This is a genomic window from Oceaniglobus ichthyenteri (assembly GCF_003057885.1).
In the GTDB taxonomy this organism is placed as follows: Bacteria; Pseudomonadota; Alphaproteobacteria; order Rhodobacterales; family Rhodobacteraceae; genus Oceaniglobus; species Oceaniglobus ichthyenteri.
The window spans coordinates 270,523-290,876 of sequence record NZ_QAGK01000001.1; the positions used below are offsets into that span (position 1 = coordinate 270,523).

The 20,354-nt window shown below is 58.9% G+C and carries 20 protein-coding genes; 10 read left to right on the forward strand and 10 right to left on the reverse strand.

The window, feature by feature from the left end; all coding sequences use genetic code 11:
* Positions 1-33 precede the first annotated feature (33 nt).
* The 7 genes from C8265_RS01210 to C8265_RS01240 all read right to left on the reverse strand — a co-directional run bounded on the left by C8265_RS01210 (position 34) and on the right by C8265_RS01240 (position 6,722).
* Positions 34-1,014 carry an ABC transporter substrate-binding protein gene (locus tag C8265_RS01210; protein WP_108482143.1) on the reverse strand — a complete coding sequence of 327 codons (981 nt, stop codon included), beginning with the start codon at positions 1,012-1,014 and terminating at the stop codon, positions 34-36.
* A gap of 18 nt (positions 1,015-1,032) precedes the next feature.
* A complete protein-coding gene (locus C8265_RS01215) occupies positions 1,033-1,869 on the reverse strand; it encodes an ABC transporter permease (RefSeq protein WP_420818840.1) in 837 nt (278 codons plus the stop codon).
* 89 nt (positions 1,870-1,958) lie between these two features.
* Complete coding sequence (locus tag C8265_RS01220; protein ID WP_108482144.1) at positions 1,959-2,831, reverse strand: ABC transporter permease; 873 nt, start codon at positions 2,829-2,831, stop codon at positions 1,959-1,961.
* Between the two features lie 12 nt (positions 2,832-2,843).
* Positions 2,844-3,632 (reverse strand): ABC transporter ATP-binding protein, encoded by a 789-nt coding sequence (locus tag C8265_RS01225; RefSeq protein ID WP_108482145.1) that lies wholly within the window; start codon positions 3,630-3,632, stop codon positions 2,844-2,846.
* Complete coding sequence (hydA, locus tag C8265_RS01230; protein WP_108482146.1) at positions 3,632-5,089, reverse strand: dihydropyrimidinase; 1,458 nt, start codon at positions 5,087-5,089, stop codon at positions 3,632-3,634. Before hydA ends, C8265_RS01225 begins: the two co-directional genes overlap by 1 nt.
* A 101-nt stretch (positions 5,090-5,190) precedes the next feature.
* Positions 5,191-5,448: an SH2 domain-containing protein gene (locus tag C8265_RS01235; RefSeq protein ID WP_108482147.1), complete on the reverse strand. Its 258-nt coding sequence runs from the start codon at positions 5,446-5,448 to the stop codon at positions 5,191-5,193.
* Positions 5,449-5,459: 11 nt separating this feature from the next.
* Complete coding sequence (locus C8265_RS01240; RefSeq protein ID WP_108482148.1) at positions 5,460-6,722, reverse strand: Zn-dependent hydrolase; 1,263 nt, start codon at positions 6,720-6,722, stop codon at positions 5,460-5,462.
* A 171-nt stretch (positions 6,723-6,893) separates the two neighbouring features.
* Here C8265_RS01240 and C8265_RS01245 point away from each other — a divergent pair, with 171 nt between their 5' ends.
* The 3 genes from C8265_RS01245 (at position 6,894) to selD (ending at position 10,298) form a co-directional block, all read left to right on the forward strand.
* Positions 6,894-7,520, forward strand: a complete 627-nt coding sequence (locus C8265_RS01245) for a TetR family transcriptional regulator C-terminal domain-containing protein (RefSeq protein WP_108482149.1) — start codon at positions 6,894-6,896, stop codon at positions 7,518-7,520.
* 85 nt (positions 7,521-7,605) lie between these two features.
* The gene (locus tag C8265_RS01250) at positions 7,606-8,052 is read left to right on the forward strand and encodes a hypothetical protein (protein WP_108482150.1); all 447 of its coding nucleotides are present in this window, start codon (positions 7,606-7,608) and stop codon (positions 8,050-8,052) included.
* A gap of 92 nt (positions 8,053-8,144) precedes the next feature.
* Positions 8,145-10,298 (forward strand): selenide, water dikinase SelD, encoded by a 2,154-nt coding sequence (gene selD / locus C8265_RS01255; RefSeq protein ID WP_108482151.1) that lies wholly within the window; start codon positions 8,145-8,147, stop codon positions 10,296-10,298.
* Here selD and mnmH read toward each other — a convergent pair.
* Positions 10,295-11,338: a tRNA 2-selenouridine(34) synthase MnmH gene (gene mnmH, locus C8265_RS01260; protein WP_108482152.1), complete on the reverse strand. Its 1,044-nt coding sequence runs from the start codon at positions 11,336-11,338 to the stop codon at positions 10,295-10,297. The two genes, selD and mnmH, sit on opposite strands and share 4 nt — an antisense overlap.
* A gap of 212 nt (positions 11,339-11,550) precedes the next feature.
* On the opposite strand from mnmH, the gene C8265_RS01265 reads away from it, so the two are divergent.
* Positions 11,551-12,735, forward strand: coding sequence for a cytochrome P450 (locus C8265_RS01265; RefSeq protein WP_108482153.1), 1,185 nt, complete (start codon positions 11,551-11,553; stop codon positions 12,733-12,735).
* Positions 12,736-12,749: 14 nt separating this feature from the next.
* Here the strand turns inward: C8265_RS01265 and C8265_RS01270 are convergent, their stop codons facing one another.
* Positions 12,750-13,211, reverse strand: a complete 462-nt coding sequence (locus tag C8265_RS01270) for an Lrp/AsnC family transcriptional regulator (protein WP_108482497.1) — start codon at positions 13,209-13,211, stop codon at positions 12,750-12,752.
* Positions 13,212-13,347: 136 nt separating this feature from the next.
* Here C8265_RS01270 and cysG point away from each other — a divergent pair, with 136 nt between their 5' ends.
* The 6 genes from cysG (at position 13,348) to C8265_RS01300 (ending at position 18,821) form a co-directional block, all read left to right on the forward strand.
* Positions 13,348-14,751: a siroheme synthase CysG gene (gene cysG, locus C8265_RS01275; RefSeq protein ID WP_108482154.1), complete on the forward strand. Its 1,404-nt coding sequence runs from the start codon at positions 13,348-13,350 to the stop codon at positions 14,749-14,751.
* Complete coding sequence (locus C8265_RS01280; RefSeq protein ID WP_108482155.1) at positions 14,748-15,032, forward strand: DUF2849 domain-containing protein; 285 nt, start codon at positions 14,748-14,750, stop codon at positions 15,030-15,032. Before cysG ends, C8265_RS01280 begins: the two co-directional genes overlap by 4 nt.
* A gap of 2 nt (positions 15,033-15,034) precedes the next feature.
* Positions 15,035-16,696, forward strand: a complete 1,662-nt coding sequence (locus tag C8265_RS01285) for a nitrite/sulfite reductase (RefSeq protein WP_108482156.1) — start codon at positions 15,035-15,037, stop codon at positions 16,694-16,696.
* Positions 16,686-17,414, forward strand: a complete 729-nt coding sequence (locus C8265_RS01290; protein ID WP_108482157.1) for a phosphoadenylyl-sulfate reductase — start codon at positions 16,686-16,688, stop codon at positions 17,412-17,414. The genes C8265_RS01285 and C8265_RS01290 overlap by 11 nt, the downstream gene beginning before the upstream one ends.
* Positions 17,415-17,483: 69 nt before the next feature.
* Entirely contained in the window at positions 17,484-17,900 is a 417-nt protein-coding gene (locus tag C8265_RS01295) for a DUF934 domain-containing protein (protein ID WP_108482158.1), read from the forward strand.
* A gap of 72 nt (positions 17,901-17,972) precedes the next feature.
* Entirely contained in the window at positions 17,973-18,821 is an 849-nt protein-coding gene (locus tag C8265_RS01300) for a ferredoxin--NADP reductase (protein WP_108482498.1), read from the forward strand.
* 83 nt (positions 18,822-18,904) lie between these two features.
* Here C8265_RS01300 and C8265_RS01305 read toward each other — a convergent pair whose 3' ends face one another.
* Positions 18,905-20,293, reverse strand: coding sequence for a hypothetical protein (locus C8265_RS01305; protein ID WP_126623125.1), 1,389 nt, complete (start codon positions 20,291-20,293; stop codon positions 18,905-18,907).
* Positions 20,294-20,354 lie beyond the last annotated feature (61 nt).

Genomic DNA, 20,354 nt, shown 5'->3' on the forward strand with positions numbered 1-20,354 from the left:
GGCGGCGCCCCAAATCACTGCGTCAGGCGTGGCCTAGTTGCCCATCATATCGGTAATTTCATGGGTCCAGGCGCCTGACGGCTCTTTCGTGATTACCGGGTCAGACCCACCCGCCAACAGCGATTGCACTGTGGTTTCATAGGCGGCCTCGTCCAACGCGCCGGTGCTGCCTGCGGTCAGTTTCGCCACCTCTTCCATCATCCGCCTTTGGTGTTTTTCGGTCTGCGCACCGGTTTCATCGTATTCCAATACGATGTCTGCGGCTTCTTCGACGTTTTCGGCGGCGTATTCCCATCCTTTCATGCTGGCACGCACGAATTTGGCCAGGCTTTCCTTGAACGCCTCATCCTCAAGACGCTCTTCCAGAACATAAAGCCCGTCTTCCAACGTGGCCACGCCGTTATCCTCATATTTGAACGTCACCAATTGTTCGGGTGTGATCCCGGCATCGATCACCTGCCAATATTCATTATAGGTCATGGTCGAAATGCAATCGGCCTGTTTTTGCAACAGCGGATCAACGTTGAACCCCTGTTTCAACACCTCAACCCCGTCTTCGCCACCGTTGGTGGGTATGCCCAGTTGCGACATCCATGACAGGAACGGAAATTCATTGCCAAAAAACCAAACGCCCAAGGTTCGGCCCGGAAAATCCTCGGGGCCGGTGACGCCGGATTCTTTCAGACACGTCAGCATCATGCCGCTGCTTTTGAAAGGCTGTGCAATATTGACCAAAGGCAGGCCCTTTTCCCGCGCAGCCAGCGCGGCAGGCATCCAGTCAACCATCACGTCGGCGCCGCCACCCGCAATCACCTGGGTTGGCGCAATATCGGGGCCACCCGGTTTGATTGTGACGTTCAATCCTTCGTCGTCATAGAACCCTTTTTCCAGGGCAACATAGTAACCGGCAAATTGTGCTTGGGTCACCCATTTCAATTGCAGGGTCAGATCCTGCGCCGACGCGGCCCCCCCGCTTACTCCCAGTGCCAGCGCACTCATCATCAATTTTTTCATTTTTTCACTCCCAGTTGCTTATCGCTGCCTTCGTTGCGACGGATGCCAAAATGTCACCCCCCGTTCGATCAACGCCACCGCACCATAGAACGCCGAACCGGCCAGTGCGGCAATCGTGATTTCTGCCCAGACCGTATCAAGGGCCAACTGGCCGACGGCCGTGGAAATGCGAAACCCCATTCCCTGGGTGGGTGATCCGAAAAATTCAGCCACAATCGCCCCGATCAAGGCCAGGGTTGTGCAAATTTTCAGCCCGTTGAAAATGAACGGCATCGCGGCAGGAAACCGCAGTTTGGCGAGCGTTTGCCAATAACTGGCACCATAGGTGCGCATGAGGTCGCGCTGCATCGCCTCACTGGCCCTTAACCCGGCCATGGTATTGATCAGCATGGGAAAAAACACCATCACCACGACAACCGCCGCCTTGCTTTGCCAATCAAACCCGAACCACATCACCAGAATCGGCGCGGTCCCAACGATGGGCAGAGCGGCGGCAAAATTTGCCACCGGCAACAACCCCGATTGCAGGAATTTTGATCGATCAATCAGCACCGCCGTGATCACCGCCGCGCCGCAGCCCATGATATACCCCGACAGCGCGCCCTTGATCGCGGTTTGTACGAAATCGCCCCATAATATCGGCAGGCTGATCGCGATGCGCGCGCCAATCACACTGGGCGCGGGCAAGATCACCAAAGGCACAGCAAACAGGCGCACGGCCATTTCCCACAGCACCAGCATGGTAATGCCAAACACCGCCGCCACCAAAATCCGCCGCTCACCCCGGGCCAACACGGCGTTGGTCCACCATGAGGCCAGCCAGACAGCAAACAACAGCCCAAACCGCCAATCAATCGCCCCCAGCGCCAGCGCCACCAGCACGGGCGCCCAGTTGCGCCACTGGGTCGGTTGCCAATCACGGCCCACGTTTTCCTCCAGCGAACTCACCGTGCCATTCCTAACCGTTTCAAAACGCCGGACTCAATCCGGGCCACCGTGAATACCAGTATTGCCGCAAGGATCGCCGCCATAAACAGCGCCGCCCACATCTGGATGGTCTGTCCGTAATACGACCCGCCCAACAAACGCGCGCCCAATCCGCCCTGTTGCACCGGCAATTCGCCCACAACCGCCCCCACCAAGGCCGCCGCGATCCCGACCTTGAGCGAGGCAAAAAGAAACGGCATCGACGCGGGAAGGCGCAGTTTGAACAGCACCTGAACAGGCGACGCATTATAGGTTTTCAACAGGTCCATCTGCATGGAATCCGGGCTGCGCAGTCCCGCAACCATGCCCACAACCACCGGAAAAAACGACAAATACGCGCTGATGATCGCCTTGGGGATCAGCCCGCTGATGCCAATCGAATTCAGCACCACAATGATCATCGGGGCGATTGCCAGTATCGGAATCGTTTGACTGGCGATGGCCCAAGGCATGACGCTTTGATCCATCGCGCGGTTGTGGACAATGCCCAAGGCCAAGGCGATGCCCAGCCCCGTGCCAATCGCAAAACCCAGCAACGTCGCACTTAGCGTGATCCATGCGTGATAGACCAGCGACCGTCGCGATGTGATCTTTTTATCAAACACCAGATCGTAAAAACTATAGGCAACCTGGTGTGGTGCGGGCAATTTGGGCCGCTCTTGCGCCATCGTATCGGCGACGATTTCACCAAAGCTCGGCGTGGTTTGCGCGCGCGCGGCCTGATCCAATGTCCACTGACTGTTCATCCATGCCGCCGCCACGTACCACACCACGATCAGCGCCAGCAGCACCGCCACAATCGGCCACACATGGGTGCGGATCCAGTTCATTTTTCGGCTCCGCTATACATCATCACCATGCCCCGCCCGCAGCCCTTCACGCACCCGGTGGGCAATTTCGATAAAGGCGGGCGTGTCGCGAATATCCAGCGGCCGATCCTTTGGCAGCGGGCTTTCGATCACCTCGGTTATGCGACCGGGACGCGGCGACATCACAACGATCTTGGTGCTTAGATACACGGCTTCGGGGATGCTATGGGTAACAAAACAAATGGTTTTTTCCGTGCGCGCCCAAAGTTTCAGCAATTGTTCGTTCAGATGGTCACGGACAATTTCATCAAGCGCGCCAAACGGTTCGTCCATCAACAACAGATCGGCGTCAAAGGCCAAGGCGCGCGCGATACTGGCACGTTGCTGCATCCCGCCGGATAACTGCCAGGGATATTTACCACCAAACCCTTCCAGATCAACCAGTTGCAGGACGTTGTTCATCCTGCGATCCTGTTCGGCCTTGTCAAACCCCATGATCTCAAGCGGGAGCTTGATATTCTTGCCGATCGTGCGCCAGGGATACAGCCCTGCCGCCTGAAAGACATAGCCATAAGCCCTTGATAATCTGGCTTCTTCCGGGCTCATTCCGTTTACTGTCAATCGCCCGCCAGTGGCCGTTTCCAACCCCGCAATACAACGCAAAAATGTGGTTTTCCCACATCCCGAAGGGCCGATGAACGAAACGAAATCGCCCTTTTCCACATCCAGACTGACGTTACTTAGCGCATGAACATCCCCATCCCCGGTGTGAAACACCAGATCGAGATTTTGCGCTTTTACAACAGTGCCTTGCACGCTCATTATACGCCGCTGACCGGTATACCGGTGCGTTCAACCTTGCGCGGCGCGGTCAGTTCCTTCCACGTCGATAACGCCTTGTTCACCGCGGTCATCGGTTCGCGTTTCACGAACTTTCCGTGGCTTTCTTCCGCGCGCATGTCACCATCATGCACGGCCACATGCCCCCGAGTCAGGGTGAAACGTGGAAGCCCTGTGATAACTTTGCCTTCGAACACGTTGTAATCAATGGCTGATTGCTGATTTTCGGCGGCGATGGTTTTTGTTTTTTCAGGATCCCAAACCACCAGATCGGCATCAGCGCCAACCAGAACCGCACCTTTTTTTGGATAGCAATTCAATATCTTGGCGATGTTTGTTGATGTAACTGCCACAAATTCATTTGGTGTCAACCGCCCGGTGGCTACGCCATGGGTCCACAACATCGGCATTCGATCTTCCAACCCACCGGTTCCATTGGGGATTTTGGTAAAATCACCCAACCCGGTGCGTTTTTGTTCGGTGGTAAACGCGCAGTGATCGGTAGCCACAACCGAAAGTGACCCGGCCTGCAACCCGGCCCACAGGCTGTCCTGATGTTGTTTGTTGCGAAACGGCGGGCTCATCACGCGGCGCGCGGCATGGTCCCAATCGGGGTGGGCATATTCACTGTCATCCAAGGTAAGATGTTGGATAAGCGGTTCGCCATACACACGTTTTCCCGATTGACGGGCCCGGCGGATCGCCTCGTGGCTTTCCTCGCACGAGGTGTGAACGACGTACAGAGGCACGCCAGCCATGTCGGCAATCATGATCGCGCGGTTGGTCGCCTCACCCTCAACCTGGGTTGGACGCGAAAATGCGTGCGCCTCGGGGCCATTGTTGCCCTCGGCCAACAAACGGGCCTGTAAATCGGCGACGATATCGCCGTTTTCGGCATGTACCATGGGCATGGCGCCCAGTTCGGCACAGCGTTGGAACGACGCGAACAATTCGTCATCATTCACCATCAACGCGCCCTTATAGGCCATGAAGTGTTTGAAACTGTTGATGCCCTTGTCGCGCACGACAGCTTCCATTTCATCAAACACCTGTTCACCCCACCAGGTGATCGCCATGTGAAAACTGTAGTCGCAATTGGCGCGGGTCGATTTGTTATCCCACATCTGCAGCGCATCCAGCAGCCCCTGACCCGGGCTGGGCAGTGCGAAATCGACCACCATGGTGGTGCCCCCGGCCAAGGCGGCGCGTGTGCCGGATTCAAAATCATCGCTTGAATAGGTGCCCATAAACGGCATCTCAAGATGGGTATGGGGGTCAATCCCGCCGGGCATCACATAACATCCGGTGGCATCCAACGTGGTATCACCGCGCAAATCTGGCCCGATGGCCGTAATCACCCCATTTTCCACAAGAACATCAGCACTATAGCTGAGATCGGCGGTCACCACCGTGCCATTCTTGATCACTGTCGTCGCCATGAAACCCTCCCTGGATCACTCTGCAACAGCCGCCGTGATACACGGCGTCTGAGACATTTTTTATCTTGCCCACAGGTGTTGTGGGTCACGCGCCCGTGATATCAGGCGTCGCAAACTTGTTTACCGTCGGCACCCAACAGCGCCACACCGGTTTGGGGTTCGGTTTTTTCGACCGCCAATCCGTAACAGCCATTGTCATCGCGGATCAAAAAAGATTCGTTTATGCCCGGGGGCAATGCGGCGATGGCGGCAGGCGATACATTGCGCAGCCCGGTGGGCGCCGCTGTGCCAGGTTCGGTCAGCTCACAGGCCGAAACGCCAACTGCAAATGCCAGAATAGTAAGTGATCTTAATGCCATACACGGCCTCCTTAATCTTGGATAATTGCTGTTTCCACAACTGCGTGGAACAACACGTTCGTTCCTGCCGCTGCCCATTCTGGCGAAATCTCTTCGGCCTCGTTATGGCTTAGCCCATCAACACAAGGGCACATGATCATCGCCGTGGGCGCCACCCGGTTGATCCAGCAGGCATCATGCCCCGCGCCGGAAATCAGATCCATGTGCGTCAGTCCCAAACGTTCAGCAGCATTGCGCACCGCACTTACACAGGTTTCATCAAAGGTAACAGGATCAAACCCGCCCACCTTTTCAAACTCGACGGTCAGCCCCATATCGTCACAGATTTTCTGCGCCCCCTCGCGCAACCGCTTCTCCATATCTTCGATGACCGCCAGATCGGGCGAGCGGAAATCGATGGTGAATTGAGCTTTGCCCGGTATCACGTTGCGACTGTTGGGAAAAACGTCGATATGTCCGGCGGCGCCAACGGCGTGGGGTTTATGGCTCCAGGCGATTTCATCGACCAATTCCAGCACCCGCGCCATGCCCAAACCGGCATTGCGCCGCAGCGGCATCGGGGTTGACCCCGTGTGGCTTTCGCGGCCAGTGATCGTGACTTGTGTCCAGCTGAGCCCCTGGCCGTGGGTCACCACGCCGATCTCTTTGCCTTCCGCTTCAAGGATCGGGCCTTGTTCGATATGCAGCTCAAAGAATGCGTGCATCTTGCGCGCGCCGACCTCTTCTTCGCCACGCCACCCAATCCGCCGCAATTCATCGCCAAATTTCAATCCCTCGGCATCGGTGCGATCATAGGCCCAATCTTGGGTATGGATCCCGGCAAATACCCCCGATGACAGCATCGCGGGGGCAAATCGTGTGCCTTCCTCGTTGGTGAAATTTGTCACTACAATCGGGTGTTTGGTGCGGATGTTCAGGTCATTCAGGGTGCGTACCACCTCAAGCCCGCTAAGCACCCCCAGAACCCCGTCGTATTTGCCCCCCGTCGGCTGTGTGTCCAGATGACTGCCCATATAAACCGGCAGGGCGTCAGGATCGGTGCCTTCGCGCCGGGCAAACATATTGCCCATCTGATCCAGCCCCATGGTACACCCGGCCGCCTCGCACCAGGTTTGAAACAGCGCGCGGCCTTCGCCATCTTCGTCGGTGACGGTTTGGCGGTTATTGCCGCCCGCCACGCCGGGGCCGATTTTCGCCATCTCCATCAAACTGTCCCACAACCGCTGACCGTTGATTTTAAGGTTCTCACCGGGGGCAGATGTGGGCGCGGTCATGACAGCTCCTGATAAATGGACGAGGAATAGTTTGACCAAACGGTCAGGATCACGCTAGCAGAGCATTCACATCAGTCAAGGAAATCGCTTCATCAAAATATTTGATGACCCAGGTTCAAGCGATCTGCCGAGAAAACAAAGCTGTTTCAGCCCGCAAACAAAGGCGATTTAGTGGAAGCACCAGCAACAACTGCCCAGACGCGCATTCAAAAAGAAAACAGCGCCCGCATTCTTGAGGCGGCGTTGGATGTGTTTTCAACCCATGGGTACAGCGGCGCAACCCTGGATTTGATCGCGCGGGGGGCCGGGTTATCCAAACCGAACCTGCTTTATTATTTCCCGTCAAAACAGGCGATTTATGGCACGGTTCTGGCGGGCCTGATGAAGACGTGGCTTGACCCTCTGCGCACGATGGACCCCGAAGGCGATCCAATTGCCGAGATTATCGCATATGTGCAACGAAAACTGGAAATGTCGCGGCTTTATCCGCGTGAAAGTCGTTTATTTGCAAATGAGATTTTGCAAGGCGCGCCCCGGATCATGGATCAGATACAGGGCGAACTCAGAGAATTGGTCGAGGAAAAGGCGACCCTGATCGAGCGTTGGCAGGCCGAAGGAAAACTTGTCACTCTGGACGCGCGGCATTTGATTTTTTCAATCTGGGCGACCACACAACATTATGCCGATTTCGATGTGCAGGTGCGCGGCATTCTGGCCCCCACCCAAGACCACCATTTCAACCAGGCCGACCAGTTTTTAAGCGCGCTGTATCGCGGAGCGCTAACGCCTAAAATTTGAGCCGTTCCTTTACGATTGGGTAAGATTCGTCGCGTAACATTGTTTTAATCATTTGACGTCTCTCAACCGCGAAAGGATCTGTCACATGTTTGAGCCTATCGGCCCCGTGTCGGGCACCACAGGCAGCGGTCTTTCATGGGCGATGGCTGCCGCCGCCCGGGATGCACAGGCGCATTTGCGCGCCCATCAAAAAGCCAATGGCGATGTTCCGGCGTCATCGGACGCCACCGAAACGGCGCGCCCGGTTCTGGCGGTGACGGCTGTTGAGGCGACAGACCAAACCACCCTGCGTCTGCCGGTGATTGTGGCCTTTGACACCCCGAAACTGACAGGCCCGCGACCGACATTCGATCAGACTCCTTTGGAAGAAATGAAATGCCTGGCATTGAAAGGATCGCGGCCTGAGCCCGGAAAGGAAGACGGTTTGGCATTCGACTCCGAGGCCCAGCGCGACCCGAACGCACCATACGGGGATCGACACGAAGTTGAGCCTTCAGTGCCATCAACCCATCTTTTGGATATCACCACCTGACAGGCATCACGTCAGCGTGGGGTTTATAATCGGGCGCTGGCAATTTCATGGTGACGCGCCTACCACGGGCTACCGAATTGTGAGTGCCCATTATGACCCCCGCGCCCCTGCCCCTGACTCGTGATATTGTTCTGATCGGTGGCGGCCATGCCCATGCTTTGGTTCTGCGGGCGTGGGGTATGAACCCTTTGCCAGGCGCGCGGCTTACGCTCATCAACCCCGGCCCGACGGCCCCATACACAGGGATGTTGCCCGGATTCATCGCCGGGCATTACAAACGCGACGAGCTTGAGATTGATCTGGTGCGCCTGGCGCGTTTTGCCGGGGCGCGTTTTATAGCCGGGCGCGCCGAAGCGATTGATCGCAGCGCAAAGACCATCACAGTTTCGGGGCGTGGCGCTGTGGCGTACGATGTCGCCTCGATTGACATTGGCATCCATTCCGCGCTGCACAAATTGCCGGGATTTGATGATCATGCGATCCCCGCCAAGCCTTTGGGCCGCTTTGCCACGGCCTGGGCTGATCATTTGGCGGCGTTGGCCCGCGCGCCAGATTTGGCTGACAAAGGTTTGGTCGTGATCGGGGCAGGAGTGGCCGGGGTAGAATTGGCCATGGCGATGGCGCACGGCGCAAAAACCGCCGCCGGGCGGACCGTTCCTGTCACCCTGATCGACAGCAGCAGCGCGTTACAGGGGTTGGGCGCGGGGGCCGCGCGCGCGGTGCGGCAACGGTTGCACACCATGGGCATCACCCTGCGTGAACATACCGATATCGCGGCGGTCACGCGCCGTGGCGTGACCCTTGCCGATGGCGCACTTGTGCCTGCGGGCCTCATCGTTGGGGCCGCGGGCGCGGTGCCTTATGGGTGGTTGGGCGACACTGGTCTGGCGTTGCACGATGGGTTTGTGCGGGTCGATGCGACCCTGCGCAGCATCAGTGACCCGTCAATTTTTGCCGTCGGTGATTGCGCCCATATGGATCATGCCCCCCGCCCCAAGGCCGGTGTGTTTGCCGTGCGTCAGGCGCCGGTTCTCACCGCGAATCTACGCGCGGCCTTGGGCGCGGGTGCAATGAAACACTACAGGCCACAGCGCGATTATCTGAAACTGATTTCCTTGGGCAAAAAGGCCGCCGTCGCCGATAAATTCGGCCTCAGGTTTGAGGGCGCTTGGCTGTGGGCCTGGAAAAACCATATTGATCGCAAATTCATGGCCCGCCTTGCCAATCTGCCGCCCATGTCGGCCCCAAAACTGCCCCGCCATATGGCCGATGGGGTGCGCGACGCCCTTGGGGACAAACCGATGTGCGGCGGTTGTGGATCGAAACTGGGGCGCGGCACTCTCATCGGTGTGCTGAATGGCGGGTCAATGGATGATGCCGCTGTTCTTGGCGATGGGGCCATCAAACAGGTTCTGAGCACGGATCATCTGCGCGCTTTTGTCGATGATCCGTTCACCATGGCCCGGATCGCGGCCAACCACGCCTTGGGCGATGTATTTGCCATGGGCGCACGGCCCCAGACGGGCCTGGCCACGGTGATCCTGCCCCCCGCCAGTCAACAGATCCATCGCCGGATGATGACCGATATCATGCAGGGCGCGCGGCAGGTGTTTGCCGATGCAGGCGCACAGATTGTGGGCGGGCACACGTTGGTCGGCGATAGTCTAAGCATCGGGTTTGCCGTTACCGGCACCACTGAACAGCCGATCCGCCTGTCGGGCGCGCAATCGGGCGATGCGTTGGTATTAACCAAACCTTTGGGAACCGGCGTTATCATGGCGGCTGATATGGCACTGGCCGCCCGTGGCGCATGGGTCACTGCGGCCCTCACCGCGATGCAGCAATCGCAAGGCCGGGCGGCGCAAATTTTGCGCCGCGCCCATGGTATGACCGATGTTACCGGTTTTGGCCTGGCCGGGCATGTGATGGGATTGTGCGAAGAGGCGGGGCTGGCGGCCACCCTGCATCTTGACGCTATTCCCCTGCTGGATGGGGCCGAAATATTGGCCAAGGCGGGCCAACGCTCGTCATTGTTCGATCAGAATGCCGAGTTGGCACAGCAGATGACCCTGCCAAATGATCCACGCGCCGATTTGTTGTTTGATCCGCAAACTGCTGGGGGGCTGTTGGCTGCTGTTGCGCCCGAAACCGCGGCGGAGCTGTGCGGGGCATTGTGCGATGCCGGATACATCGCGGCGCAAATCGGAGTGCTGACAGACGGCGCGCCCCATATCACGGTTGTTTAACCCGGCTCCATCAACGCCAGTATCTGATCCGCCGCGCGATCCAGATCTGCAGGATGCAACCGCGACAGCGCAACCTGACCCAGCGTTGCCGTTTCAGCCCCATGGCGACCATAGCGCGGATCGTAGTGGTGGATGATCAACTGCTCGGCAAGATCGCGAAACTCTTTGGCCCGCGCCATCCCTTGCCATGTCGCGATGCGGGCCGCGCCCTGATGCGGCGTCAGCGCGGCAATCACATCCTGCAATCTGGATTGATCCGCGATGATATCATCGTAGGCCGATACCAGATAATCGGCCCGCGCCGGGGCCGCAACAGCCAGTTGAATGCGCGGCGCGGCACACATCGCCGTCCACAAAGCCGGGGGCACGACGCGCGCGCCCACCTTGCTGCTTTCCGCCTCGATCAGGACCGGGCGGGCGGGATCAAGCCGTGAAATTGCCTGTGCCAGTTTGGTTTCAAACCACTTTTGCGGCGGCTGCATGCCCATCGCGCCAAACACAGAGCCGCGGTGATTTGCCAGCCCCTCCAGATCAATCACCTGCCCGCCCCGGGCCGCGACGCGGTGCAACAGATCGGTCTTGGCCGATCCGGTGTTGCCATCCAGCAATATGATGGGCGTCGTGATCGGTTGATCGTATAACAGCGCCGAAACCGACCGCCGATAACTGCGGTATCCGCCTTCAATCACAGAAACGCGCCACCCGATCTGATCCAGTATCGACGCAAAGGCATTGCTGCGCTGCCCGCCCCGCCAGCAATAAAGCAACGGCCGCCAGCCCCCATCAAACTCCGACAACGGGCCATCGATGTGATCGGCGGCATTGCGCGCCACAAGGGCCGCACCGGTTTTGCGGGCGGTGAACGGGCTGACCTGTTTATACAATGTGCCGACTTCGGCGCGCTGCGCATCGTCAAGCACGGGCAGGTTGATTGCGCCGGGAATGTGATCTTCGGCAAATTCCGCCGGGGCGCGCACGTCGATCACAGTGTCAAACCCATGCGACACCGCGTCTTGAAAACATGTGATCGCAAATGTCATGGCTCCTGTTACCCTTTTGATTTGGCGGACGAAAGCAAAATCAGGCGATACATCAGTACAGTCCGCATACCATTCCCCCGCGGGCTACCTGCCGTTCTATCCGGTTGATGGAACAACACGGTGCGATTGCCTTGTGCACCTCCCCACAATTCCCTCGTCAGAAATACGCGCCGGGTCTTGCCGCGCGCATCCGCTCGCAGTACGCCTAGCCTATGAAAACGCTGCATCAATCCCCGACCGATCCCGCCTTTGTTCAAAACCCCTATGGGTTTTATGATACCGCCCGCGCGGGCGGTGATCTGTTTCATTGGGCCGAATATGGCATGGCCTGCGCGACCTCGTACAAAGCGGTCAGCGCGGTGTTGCGCGACCGTCGCTTGGGCCGCGAAGTGCCGGGCGAACACGCCACGCCCCCTGCCCCGCACACCACCGATTTTTACGGGGTCGAGGCGCATTCGATGCTGGAGCTTGAGCGCCCGCGCCACACCCGTCTGCGCGGTCTGGTTTTGCGCGCGTTCACATCGCGCCGCATTGCCGCCCTCGCCCCCGAAATTGAGGCCCTGTGCCACAGCCTGATCGACGGGTTCGACCCCGAATTCGATCTGTTGACCGCTTATGGCCAGAACGTGCCGGTGATCGTGATCGCGCGGCTGCTGGGCGTGCCTGATTCCCTTGCGCCACAGCTTTTGGCATGGTCCAATGCCATGGTCGGGATGTATCAGGCGGGCCGCACCCACGCCATGGAGGTGGCCGCAAACGCGGCCGCGCGCGATTTTTCGGCATTCCTGCGCGGCTATGTGGAACAGCGGCGCACGACACCCGCTGACGATCTTATCACCCATCTGATTGCCGCCGAGGAAGACGGCGAAAAGCTGAGCACGGATGAGTTGATCACCACCTGTATCCTGTTGCTGAATGCCGGCCACGAGGCGACCGTGCACACCTTGGGCAACGGTGTGAAAACCATTCTGGAACACAACGTGCCGCGCGAATTTCTGACCCCCGACACGATCACCGCCACGGTCGAAGAAATCATCCGCTTTGACCCGCCCCTGCATATGTTCACCCGCTGGGTGTATGAAGATTGCACAGTGGCCGGGCATTCATTCAAACGCGGCGATCAGATTGCCTGTTTGCTGGGCGCTGCGAATCGTGATCCTGTGGCCTATGACGCGCCCAACACGTTCGATCCTACGCGCAACGGCCCTGCCAATACCAGCTTTGGGGCCGGGCCGCATTTCTGCGTCGGTGCGCCCCTTGCCCGGCTGGAGTTGCAAATTGCGCTGCGGGTTCTGTTTGAACGCCACCCAGGTATCGCCCTGGCGCAACGCCCGGTGTTCAACGACATTTACCATTTCCACGGGCTTCGCAGTCTGCCAGTCACGCTGAACCGATAACGTTTTCTTGCGCCCTACAACGGCAACATCGTGGTTGATTTCAACTCTTCCATCGACAACAGCGCCGTGACGTTGTGAATTTTCACCTCCGAGATCAGCGCCTGATAAAACTGATCATAGGCGCGGGCATTTTTCACCCGCACCTTGAGGATATAATCGATATCCCCGGCCAGACGATGGGCCTCTTGCACTTCGGGGCGGGCGCGCAGGGTGGTCAAAAACCGGTCCTGCCACGCTGCCTCGTGTTCGGATGTGCGGATCAGCACGAAAAAACACGCCTCAAACCCCAAGGCCTCGGCGTTAAGCTGCACCGTGTGCTGACCGATGATTCCCCCATCGCGCATTTTGCGGATTCGGTTCCACACCGGCGTCTTTGACGACCCCACAGCGCGGGCAATATCATCCAACGACTGGCTTGCATCCTGTTGCAGGACCGAAAGGATTTTCCGGTCCATCGCATCTATCCGAACAGACATGTTGGCATTTCCTTTTCTGCGAAACGGGCGTTTCGATTTCATCTTACATTAAAACATGCGTCCCTTTCAACGCCCGGATACTGCCCAGGATCGGAATAATATTCTATACCTTCCTCAATAGTTCAGGGGGCAGCGTATGAAACATTTTCCAATCTTTATGGCCGTCGATGGGCGGCGGATTGTTGTGTCGGGCGGGGGCGATGCCGCTTTGGCCAAGCTGCGCCTTTTGATGAAAACCAAGGCGCGCATCACCGTTTGCGCCGCCACACCAGCACCCGAAATCACCGAATGGGCGGCGCGCGGCAAACTCACCCTGGCCCCCCGCGCACTAAAGCCGGGCGATGCCCTGTGCGCCACGCTGTTTTACGCAGCAAACGAGGATGCAGCCGAAGACGCGCGCGTGGCTGCGATTGCCCATCGTGAGGGTGCTTTGGTCAATATCGTCGACAATTTGGCCGACAGCCAATTCATCACCCCGGCCATTGTCGACCGGGATCCAGTGGTTGTGGCCATCGGCACCGAAGGGGCCGCGCCGGTTTTGGCCCGCGCGATCAAAAAAGAGCTTGAGGAAAAATTGCCCCCCGTTCTGGGCACCTTGGCACGGGTTGGCAAAACCTTTCGCGCCAAGGTTGAGGCGCTGCCGTTTGGCGCAAAACGCCGCGCCTTTTGGGCCGATTATTATTTCAACACCGGCCCGCGCGCCATGAAAACCGGCGGCGAAACCGCGCTTAACCCGGCGCTGCATGCGCTGTTGGCCGATCATCTGCACGCCGCGCCGAAACAGGGCCGGGTTGAATTTGTCGGCGCCGGGCCGGGCGACCCTGAATTGCTGACCCTCAAGGCGCGCCGCGCCCTGCACGACGCGGATGTGGTGATTTACGACCGTCTGATCACCCCCGAAATTCTGGAATTGGCGCGCCGCGAGGCGGTGATGCTGGACGCTGGAAAAGAAGGGTTTGGCAAAGCCATGGCCCAGGGCGATATCAACGCCCTGATCACCGATCACGCCGCCAAAGGCACCCATGTGGTGCGGTTGAAATCGGGCGATGCAACGGTATTTGGCCGCCTTGACGAAGAAATCGAAGCCTGCGCAGCGGCCGGCGTGGCGTGGTCGGTGGTGCCGGGCATCACCGCCGCCAGCGCGGCGGTGGCCAGCATCGGCCAAAGCCTGACCAAACGGGGCCGCAATGGCGCGGTGCGGTTCATCACCGGCCACGACATGAAAGGCTTTGCCGATCACGATTGGGCCGCCTTGGCCTGCCCCGGCGAGGTGGCGGCAATTTATATGGGCAAGCGCGCGGCGCGTTTCATTCAGGGCCGTCTGTTGATGCATGGTGCCGATCCTGCCACCCCCGTCACGGTGATTGAAAACGCATCGCGCCCCGATCAGCGGGTGCTGGCCACCACCCTTGGCGAGCTGGAACCGACATTGACCAATGCCGGGTTAATCGGTCCGGCGCTCACCCTGTTTGGCCTTGCCCCCCGGGCTGCCATAGCCCGCCTTGACACCGCATTTCACCCCCAGGAGGCCGCGATATGACCCCGAAAGTAATCACCGCCAATGCCCTGCTCAGTGGCGATGCCATCTGGCTGACCGCTGACGATCAATGGAGCGGCAATATTTCCGAGGCCGAGTTGATCGAAGACGAGGCCCATGGGCAAATCCGCCTGCTTGACGCGCTGATGAACGGCGATGTGGTGGGGGCCTATCTGGCCGATGCCGCGCCGGGGGCCGATGGCCCGCAACCGGTGCATTTCCGCGAGGCGTTTCGCACGCGCGGTCCGTCAAATTATGCCCACGGCAAACAGGAAAGCCTGTAATCATGTATCATTACAACGATTTTGATCGTGCCTTTCTGGCACAGCGCAACGCCCAGTTCCGCGCCCAGGTTGAGCGCCGGATCGACGGTTCGCTGACCGAGGATGAGTTCAAGCCCCTGCGCCTGATGAACGGTCTGTATCTGCAACTGCATGCCTATATGCTGCGCGTTGCCATCCCGTATGGGACATTGAATTCGGCGCAAATGCGGCAACTGGCAATGATTGCCGAGCGGTGGGACAAGGGCTATGGCCACTTTACCACCCGTCAGAATATCCAGTTCAACTGGCCCGCCCTGCGCGATGTGCCCGATATTCTGGATGCGCTGGCCGATGTCGGAATGCATGCCATTCAAACCAGCGGCAACACGATCCGAAATGTCACCGCCGATCATTTCGCCGGTGCCGCCGCCGATGAAATCGCCGATCCGCGCCCGGTGGCCGAATTGCTGCGCCAATGGTCAACTGACCATCCCGAATTTCAATTCCTGCCGCGCAAATTTAAAATCGCCGTGACAGGGGCCGAAGCGGACCGCGCGGTGATTTTTTCCCATGACATCGGCATACAAATCGTGCAGCGCGGCGGCGAGACCGGATATAGGATCATCATCGGCGGTGGTCTTGGCCGCACCCCGATGATTGGCAAGGTATTGTGTGATTATTTGCCCGCCGAAGATCTGCTGCCTTATGTCGAATCCATCGTCAGTGTTTATAACCTGTTGGGACGACGCGATAATAAGTACAAGGCGCGGATCAAGATCACCGTGCATGAAAACGGCATCGACACGATCCGCGATCTGGTGAATGATCGGTTCGCCCTGATCCGTCCGCAATTTTCAGGCGTTGATCAGGATATGTTGCGCGGCATCGCGCGCCACTTTGCCCTGCCTGATTTACAGGCCGGATCAGCCGGTAATTTCGAAGCCGCCAAATCCGACCCGATCTTTCGATCCTGGGCCGATACCAACCTGACCGCCCATCGCCACCCGGATTATGCCATCGTTTCTATTTCGCTGAAGAAACACGGCGCAACCCCGGGCGATGCCTCAAGCGCGCAAATGCGCCTGATGGCCGATCTGGCCGAAGGGTATGGGCACGACGAACTGCGCATTTCCCATGAACAAAACGTCATTCTGCCCCATGTGCACAAATCCGATTTGCCCGCCGTCCATGCCGCCCTGAAATCCGCGGGGCTGGCCACGGCGAATATTGGTCTGATTTCCGATATTATCGCCTGCCCCGGCATGGATTATTGCGCCCTGGCCACCGCGCGCAGCATCCCGGTGGCCCAGGAAATCGCCGAACGGTTTGACGCGCTGAAACTGGAACACGAAATCGGGCCGCTGAAAATCAAGATTTCGGGCTGCATCAATGCCTGTGGCCATCACCACGTTGGGCATATCGGGATCTTGGGGTTGGACCGGGCCGGGGTTGAGAATTATCAAATCACCTTGGGCGGCGATGGTACGGAAACTACCGTCATCGGTGAACGCGCCGGGCCGGGTTTTTCCGCCGATCAGATCGTGTCGGCGGTCGAACAGTTGGTGCGCGCCTATCTTTCCCTGCGCACAGCCCCGGATGAGACATTCATCCAGACCTATCGCCGTCTGGGCCTTTCCCCGTTCAAAACCGCACTTTACCCACAGGAGCAGGCCAATGCCGCTTGAATCCCCCCTTCCGCCATTGGCTGAACGCGTGGCGGCGCTGAATGCCCGGTTTGCCCATCACAGCGCCCACGATATTCTGCGCGCGGCGCTGAACGATCCGTTCGTCGGGCGATTGGCAATGGTATCGTCCTTTGGGGCGGAATCCGTGGCGCTGTTGCATATTCTCAGCACGATTGACCGGACCGTGCCGGTGATCTTTCTGGACACTGAAATGCTGTTTCACGAAACGCTGACCTATCAACAACAGGTGGCGCAGCATTTGCGCCTGCGCGATATCCGGATCATCCGCCCGGCGCGTGGCGATATATTTCGACAGGATAGCGACGGGTTGCTGCATCAGTCCAATCCCGACGCCTGCTGCACCCTGCGCAAAACCGTACCGATGGCGAACGCGATTGAACAGTTCGATGGCTGGATCACCGGGCGCAAGCGGTTTCACGGCGGCGCACGTCAATCTCTGCCGTTGTTCGAGGTTGAAGGCCCCCGGATCAAGGTGAACCCCCTGGCCCATTGGGCCCGCACCGATGTGAGCGATTACATCACCAACAACCGCCTGCCGCGCCATCCGTTGGTGGCAAAGGGGTTTGGTTCGGTCGGATGCGCCCCGTGCACCACGCGCGTCACGTCCGTGGAAAACCCCCGGGCCGGGCGGTGGCGCGGGCAGGAAAAAACCGAATGTGGCATCCATTTTCCGAATGGTCAGGCAGTGCAAACCTGAAGGCGGGCGCGCGGATCACGCGGCAGGATTTGGATATTTGAAGCAAGAAAAAACCAAGGGCGAAATGATATGACAACTGTGATTGTTAATGACAGCGGGTTTGGCGCGGATGATTGGGCCGGTGATTACGTGACCTTGCCGGGCCTGCCGGCCAATGACTGCGCGGTGGCGGTGGATATGCCGTCTGACGGTGATCCCGACGCTTTGGCGGAATGTCTGCACCGGATCAAAATGATCCGCGTTGATTTTCCCAGCTTTGCCGATGGGCGCGGCTTTACCCTTGCGGCGCGATTGCGGCGAATGGGGTTTGGCGGGCGGTTGCGGGCGCGCGGGCACGTGATTGCCGATCAATACGCCATGGCGCGCCGCGCCGGATTTGACGAGGTTGAAATCACCCCCGGCCTTGCCGCCCGCCAGCCGCAAGAGCAATGGTTGGCCCGTGCCGATTGGGCCGCCTATGACTATCAGTCGCGGCTGCGTGGCTGAAACGGGGTTTCGCGATATTCAATTGACTGCTAACAACAAAAGGTGCGGGCCATTATCGCCCCGGAATCTCTGATGAACGAGCATGTAACAGTGACCATTGCCCAATCCGCCCCCACCAAGCTGACTCTGCCTGACGCGCAAACCGTGACTTCTGTGCGCCATTGGACCGATCGATTGTTTTCCTTTCGGGTGACGCGCCCGGCCTCTCTGCGGTTTCGGTCAGGCGAGTTTGTCATGATTGGGTTGATGGGCGATCCCGACCCGAAAACCGGCAAGCAAAAACCGCTGTTGCGCGCCTATTCCATCGCATCGCCTGCCTGGGATGATGAGTTGGAGTTTTATTCGATCAAGGTACAAGATGGCCCGCTGACCAGCCGGCTTCAGCATATTCAGGTGGGCGATGAAATCATCCTGCGCCCCAAGCCCGTGGGCACGTTGGTGCATGATGCCCTGTTGCCCGGCAAACGGTTGTGGTTCTTTGCCACGGGCACCGGGATCGCGCCATTCGCGTCACTGATCCGCGATCCGCAAACCTATGAAGATTATGACGAAATCATCCTCACCCACACCTGCCGCGATGTGGCCGAGTTGGACTATGGCCGCGAATTGGTTGAGCATGTGAAGGCCGATGAGATGATGCAGGAGCTGTTGGGCGATGCCCTGAACAAGCTGCGCTATTATCCGACCACCACCCGCGAACAAAGCCCGAAAATGGGCCGCGTCACCGATTTGCTGCGCTCGGGCGAATTGTTCCGTGACCTTGGGATCGACGGCATATCGCCGGAAACCGACCGCGCGATGGTCTGTGGATCACTGGGCCTGAATACCGATCTGAAAGAAATCCTTGAGGGGTTTGGCCTGCGCGAGGGCGCCAACAGCGACCCGGCGGAATATGTGGTGGAAAAGGCGTTTGTCGGCTAGGCGTGAACGCCTGCTACCGTAGGGTTTTACAGAATAGAAAAGCCGCCGCATATTGATGCGGCGGCTTTGTTTTTAGATCGGGTTTATTCGATTTCCAGTGCTTCGCGCACCTGAGTCAGAATCGCGGCCAACGCTTTGGGTGTGTCCGCTGCGGCATCTACGGCCTGGACAAGTGCCAGTTTCTGCAACTCACCCATGTCCGACTCTGTGATGGCATCCTTCACGACTTCAGCGTCGAACCCGTCCAGCGTCAAAGCGTCACGAAGGCGCGCCTCGGGGCTCTGCGCGCCCTCCGGATCGGTTGATGCCTCTTGCGCTGCTTCAGGTTCGGCGGCCGGAGTTTCGGTTGCAGCTTCAGCGGTTTCATCGGCAGGCTCTGCTGCGGTTTCCGCTGTCTCTGTCTCCGGCGCTGTGGTGTCGGTGGACGTGTCAGCCGCAGTATCTGCCGGGGTGTCTTCGGCTGTTGGTGCGGCGTCGGGGGCAGTGCGCTCGCCTTCTCCAGGTGCCGCTTCTTCTTCGGCTGCAACTTCGTCGGTGGTGGCCTGCTCTGCGTCACTTTCTTCGGTCAGGCGTGCGGTTTCCTGTTCAGTTGCCTGTGCGGCGTCTGCTTCCGCCTGTTTTGCCGCTTCTTCCTCGGCGTCCTTGGCAACATCGGCTTCTGCCTGACGTGTGGCGTCTTCTTCGGCAGCGGCAGCGTCGGCTTCTGCCTGACCTGCGCCTTCTTCTTCGGCAGCGGCAGCAGCGTCAGCCTCGGCTTGTGTCGCGGCTTCTTCCTCTGCCAGGCGTGCGGCCTCCTCTTCGGCGGCTTTCGCGGCTGCGGCTTCCTCTTCTGCTGTTTGGGCCGCTTCGGCTTCGGCCTGCGCGGCGGCTTCCTCTTCGGCTACTCGGGCTGCTTCGGCTTCGGCCGTCTTGGCTTCGTTTTCCTTTGCCAAACGTGCGGCTTCTTCCTGCTTGGCCTTTTCGCGGATTTTCAACGTTGCAGCCACCGTGACAGCGGCGGCCACGGCGGCGGCAACTTTGTTCGGGTCGATCTTGGCCTTGGCTGCCTCTTGTTCAACCAGCATGCGGGCGTCGTCGGGCATGCGAACCGTGTCTGTCGCCTCCAATGCCAACGCCAGTTCCTCAAGGCTTTGCGCGTCACGACCACTGGTGATCTCTTGCGCCAAACGCTCGGCCAGCGCGTCAAGGCGTTGCTCTTCCTCGGCTATACGGCGTTTTTCGGCTTCTTCGGCGGCTTTCGCGCTGGCGGCTTCGTATTCGGCCAGTTTGGCGGCGTTTTCTTCGGCTTGACGGTCAGCTTCGGCTTGGGCGGCGGGTGTTGGTTCGGCGGCGGTTCCTTCATCGGCAAGCGCCTCTGGCTGAACGACGGCGGTGCCGCTGCTTTCGGTTTCGGTTGTTTCTTCTTCCCAGCACGCGGCGGTGGTCAGGGCAACAGCCACCATGGCAGCGGTGGTTGAAAAGCGAATAGTCATCGATGCTCTCCTCGAACAGTCAAAGGGCCAGGTTGTAATGGGAACCCGCTTGGCCCGCTTT

Bases quoted from the DNA above. Each gene is read 5' to 3' on its own strand.
- C8265_RS01210 (WP_108482143.1), bottom strand. From the start codon at position 1,014: ATGAAAAAATTGATGATGAGTGCGCTGGCACTGGGAGTAAGCGGGGGG.
- C8265_RS01220 (WP_108482144.1), bottom strand. From the start codon at position 2,831: ATGAACTGGATCCGCACCCATGTGTGGCCGATTGTGGCGGTGCTGCTG.
- C8265_RS01225 (WP_108482145.1), bottom strand. From the start codon at position 3,632: ATGAGCGTGCAAGGCACTGTTGTAAAAGCGCAAAATCTCGATCTGGTG.
- hydA (WP_108482146.1), bottom strand. From the start codon at position 5,089: ATGGCGACGACAGTGATCAAGAATGGCACGGTGGTGACCGCCGATCTC.
- C8265_RS01235 (WP_108482147.1), bottom strand. From the start codon at position 5,448: ATGGCATTAAGATCACTTACTATTCTGGCATTTGCAGTTGGCGTTTCG.
- C8265_RS01240 (WP_108482148.1), bottom strand. From the start codon at position 6,722: ATGACCGCGCCCACATCTGCCCCCGGTGAGAACCTTAAAATCAACGGT.
- C8265_RS01250 (WP_108482150.1), top strand. From the start codon at position 7,606: ATGTTTGAGCCTATCGGCCCCGTGTCGGGCACCACAGGCAGCGGTCTT.
- selD (WP_108482151.1), top strand. From the start codon at position 8,145: ATGACCCCCGCGCCCCTGCCCCTGACTCGTGATATTGTTCTGATCGGT.
- mnmH (WP_108482152.1), bottom strand. From the start codon at position 11,338: ATGACATTTGCGATCACATGTTTTCAAGACGCGGTGTCGCATGGGTTT.
- C8265_RS01265 (WP_108482153.1), top strand. From the start codon at position 11,551: ATGAAAACGCTGCATCAATCCCCGACCGATCCCGCCTTTGTTCAAAAC.
- C8265_RS01270 (WP_108482497.1), bottom strand. From the start codon at position 13,211: ATGTCTGTTCGGATAGATGCGATGGACCGGAAAATCCTTTCGGTCCTG.
- cysG (WP_108482154.1), top strand. From the start codon at position 13,348: ATGAAACATTTTCCAATCTTTATGGCCGTCGATGGGCGGCGGATTGTT.
- C8265_RS01280 (WP_108482155.1), top strand. From the start codon at position 14,748: ATGACCCCGAAAGTAATCACCGCCAATGCCCTGCTCAGTGGCGATGCC.
- C8265_RS01285 (WP_108482156.1), top strand. From the start codon at position 15,035: ATGTATCATTACAACGATTTTGATCGTGCCTTTCTGGCACAGCGCAAC.
- C8265_RS01290 (WP_108482157.1), top strand. From the start codon at position 16,686: ATGCCGCTTGAATCCCCCCTTCCGCCATTGGCTGAACGCGTGGCGGCG.
- C8265_RS01295 (WP_108482158.1), top strand. From the start codon at position 17,484: ATGACAACTGTGATTGTTAATGACAGCGGGTTTGGCGCGGATGATTGG.
- C8265_RS01300 (WP_108482498.1), top strand. From the start codon at position 17,973: ATGAACGAGCATGTAACAGTGACCATTGCCCAATCCGCCCCCACCAAG.
- C8265_RS01305 (WP_126623125.1), bottom strand. From the start codon at position 20,293: ATGACTATTCGCTTTTCAACCACCGCTGCCATGGTGGCTGTTGCCCTG.